Origin of the sequence: Acinetobacter sp. 1294596, from assembly GCF_000582925.1 — a bacterium.
Taxonomy (GTDB): domain Bacteria; phylum Pseudomonadota; class Gammaproteobacteria; order Pseudomonadales; family Moraxellaceae; genus Acinetobacter; species Acinetobacter radioresistens.
The window spans coordinates 1-3162 of the sequence record NZ_JFCC01000085.1 but is presented as its reverse complement, the minus strand read 5'-3'; the positions used below and the strand labels follow the sequence as shown (position 1 = coordinate 3162).

The window sequence follows — 3162 nt, the reverse complement described above, 5'->3', positions numbered from 1 at the left end:
CTAGAATCAGAAAATTAATTTCTGTAAATAAATAAAAAATAAATAACTAGGGTTGAATCTTATTTAAAAGCTGTTTCTTAATTTAAACCAGCCATACTCAATGTAGGTGTTATTCATATGAAATTTAATTCATTCTCTCCTGTATCCCAAGATGAAGCTGAACTTCGGCTTCCTGAAATTGTGTATTGGGCGTCTTTAGGTGATATGGAACACGTTAAACAGTTATTAGATGCTGGCATTGACCCAAACCAGGCTGATGAAGAAGGATACAGTGCACTGCATGCTGCAGCCGAAAATGGTTATTTAGGTATTGTGAAACTTCTTATAGACAAAGGAGCTGATCTACATAGTAAAGGGCAATATACTGTTCTACAGCTGGCAGAAATGGCTATGCATTCTGAAATTGTCGATTTTCTAAAATCATTTAAATAAATATATTAAAAAAGGAACCTCATCATCCTGATGAGATTCCTTTATATTTCGCTTGTAGGTAAAACTCCTGTTATACCTCACGCTCCTGGTGCTAAAACATATTATTGTTGTTTTATGTTCTGGAACTTCCTGTTCCTTGTTGATCTCAGAATACTTTGAATAACTTAATTGATCTAGCTGCAAAAAGCAGAAGAAGATGTAAGTTTAAACTGACAAGATTATATTTCTTGACTGTTCAGTAAATTTGAAAAATTTACACTTTTGCTTTAATCAAGCAGAATAATTAATTATTTCACATGTGAAGTATTTTATGTCTCGACCTAAATTGATCTATCTGCTGAGTCAGGCAGACCATAAAGTACAAAGCCTGATCAGGCAGTGTCTTCCAGAAGAATTGCAAAGTCCTTCACAAATGCTGGTACTGTTTTATCTTGATCAGCAGGATGGCATAACGCTTACGGAACTGGCTTCACGGATGCAGTTGGTTCCCTCTGCAATTACCGGGCTCATTCAACGAATGACAATACAAAAGCTGGTGATTAAAAAAAGTTCTCCAACCGATGCTAGAACTACCTGTCTATTTTTGACCGATTTATCCAGATCACTTCTTCCAGAGCTCAAGCAAAAAGCCACTTATTTAAATCAGTATATGCAGCAGGGATTTAGCATTGAAGAAATTTGTACTATTGAAAAATGGCTAGATTTTTTGACAAAAAATTTAGATAAAATGAAGGAAAAAGATTTATGAATAACTATATTGAAGTGAAATGTCGAGATGGCTATATCCTGAAAGGAATTTTGTACCCTAGTACTGCCCCTATAAAAAAGAGTGAACCTATAATCATTTCTCCAGCTACTGGTATTGTTCAGCAATTCTATCAACCTTTTGCCGTATGGTTAACTCAGCAGGGTTATGATGTTCTGACTTTTGACTTTAGGGGAATTGGTGCTTCACTTAATGGCGCACTAAAAGATTCTAAAGCATCTATTCAAGATTGGGGTTTACTGGACCTGCCAGCGGTCATTGATACAGCGCTAAAAAAGACGGGTGCTTCTCAGGTAAACATTATCGGGCATAGTGCGGGTGGTCAGTTAGTGGGTCTGGTTGAAAATCATCAGCAGGTTAAACAGCTTATTTCTATTGCAGGCTCGACAGGGCATATCAAAGGATTAAAAGGCCGTACCAAACTTCTGGCACCCCTTATGTTTAATCTGCTATTTCCCCTAAGTTTAGCTTTTAAAGGATATGGAGCCGCTAAAGTAATTGGAATGGGCGAAAACTTACCGAAAGGCGTTGCGCGGCAATGGGCACAATTCTGTAGCCGTCCTGGCTATGTCATGAATGCGGTAGGTAAAACGATCAATAAACATTATCATGAACAGGTTTGCTGCCCGATTACTGCTATTGCAGCAACTGATGATGAAATTGCAACAGAACAGAATATTGATGCTTTGCTGAAACTTTATCCGCTGGCCCCTACAAAGAAATTAATTATACAACCAAAACATTATGGCCATCGATCAATTGGGCATATGTTAATGTTCAGGCCTTCACACCAAAATTTATGGCCACTTATTGCTGGTCAGTTAAACTGATTCTAGAGTATTAAGGAAGAGTGAATAAAGCTACTCTTCCTTGATACGTAGAGAACAGAAAATTTAAAAATAAAATTTTTTAATATCATTGAGAGGCTAGGGTTAATTATATCTAAGCGGGATATTAATCTGCCTGAATACAAGCAGTGAGTGATTCTTCATTGTCATATAAAAAATGCGCTCAACTATTTTTTGAAAAAGAATATAAAAAGGTCCGGGCCAATATCCAGCAATGACCAGCCTAAAGGTCGATGAAAGCTATATAGCCTTTCTTAAAAATTAATTTAAATAGAGGCGATAAAACATACAGCAGGGTTTAAATAATAATTTAGGTCATATGAAATATGATGAGTGAAGAATAAAAATTAACTTGTCTACCCGAAGTTAAAATAAGAAAGAACGATTTAAAAAAAATTAAAAAAGTAAGAAAAAATACAAGAAAATGGTTAAAAAATGAGAAATAAAAAGCCTTTTTTCTTATTTTTGCTGAAAAATAGTACATACGTGAAAAATATATTAAATGGGGGGTTGCAATGATTCTGAAATCCTCTAGAATGCACCCCATACCGACGAGATAGACGGAAATAAACAAGCGCAAGGCGCTAAGTTGTTGAGTTTATCGAAGTCCAGCTTCTAGTACTGACGAGGTATTAGAAAGATCATTAAGAGAATATGAAGAACAACTTGTGTGGATTTTTACTGGTTGATCGATCGAAATAATTTTCATTGATTGAATGGTAGAAATTTCTCGAAGTTTATTTGAGTAAATTTTTAGTCAGAAGATTAATGAGCCAGAATTGGTACCTTGTCTATAAATAAGGTACAAATGATTTTAACTGAAGAGTTTGATCATGGCTCAGATTGAACGCTGGCGGCAGGCTTAACACATGCAAGTCGAGCGGATGAAGGTAGCTTGCTACTGGATTCAGCGGCGGACGGGTGAGTAATGCTTAGGAATCTGCCTATTAGTGGGGGACAACGTTCCGAAAGGAGCGCTAATACCGCATACGTCCTACGGGAGAAAGCAGGGGACCTTCGGGCCTTGCGCTAATAGATGAGCCTAAGTCGGATTAGCTAGTTGGTAGGGTAAAGGCCTACCAAGGCGACGATCTGTAGCGGGTCTGAGAGGATGAT

Annotated in this window: 3 protein-coding genes and 1 rRNA gene; all 4 read left to right on the top strand. The window is 37.1% G+C overall.

All coding sequences use genetic code 11. From position 1 onward, the window contains the following. The first annotated feature begins 117 nt into the window (after window positions 1–117). Window positions 118–432 (top strand): ankyrin repeat domain-containing protein, encoded by a 315-nt coding sequence (locus J502_RS15775; protein WP_034671379.1) that lies wholly within the window; start codon window positions 118–120, stop codon window positions 430–432. Between the two features lie 310 nt (window positions 433–742). Further along, on the top strand, window positions 743–1180 hold the full coding sequence (locus J502_RS15770) for a MarR family winged helix-turn-helix transcriptional regulator (RefSeq protein ID WP_005017607.1): 438 nt from the start codon (window positions 743–745) through the stop codon (window positions 1178–1180). Next, window positions 1177–2028: an alpha/beta hydrolase family protein gene (locus J502_RS15765; protein WP_034685148.1), complete on the top strand. Its 852-nt coding sequence runs from the start codon at window positions 1177–1179 to the stop codon at window positions 2026–2028. The genes J502_RS15770 and J502_RS15765 overlap by 4 nt, the downstream gene beginning before the upstream one ends. Window positions 2029–2861: 833 nt before the next feature. Next, window positions 2862–3162 (top strand): 16S ribosomal RNA (locus J502_RS15760); the annotation flags it as partial.

Bases quoted from the DNA above. Each gene is read 5' to 3' on its own strand.
- J502_RS15770 (WP_005017607.1), top strand. From the start codon at position 743: ATGTCTCGACCTAAATTGATCTATCTGCTGAGTCAGGCAGACCATAAA.
- J502_RS15765 (WP_034685148.1), top strand. From the start codon at position 1,177: ATGAATAACTATATTGAAGTGAAATGTCGAGATGGCTATATCCTGAAA.
- J502_RS15775 (WP_034671379.1), top strand. From the start codon at position 118: ATGAAATTTAATTCATTCTCTCCTGTATCCCAAGATGAAGCTGAACTT.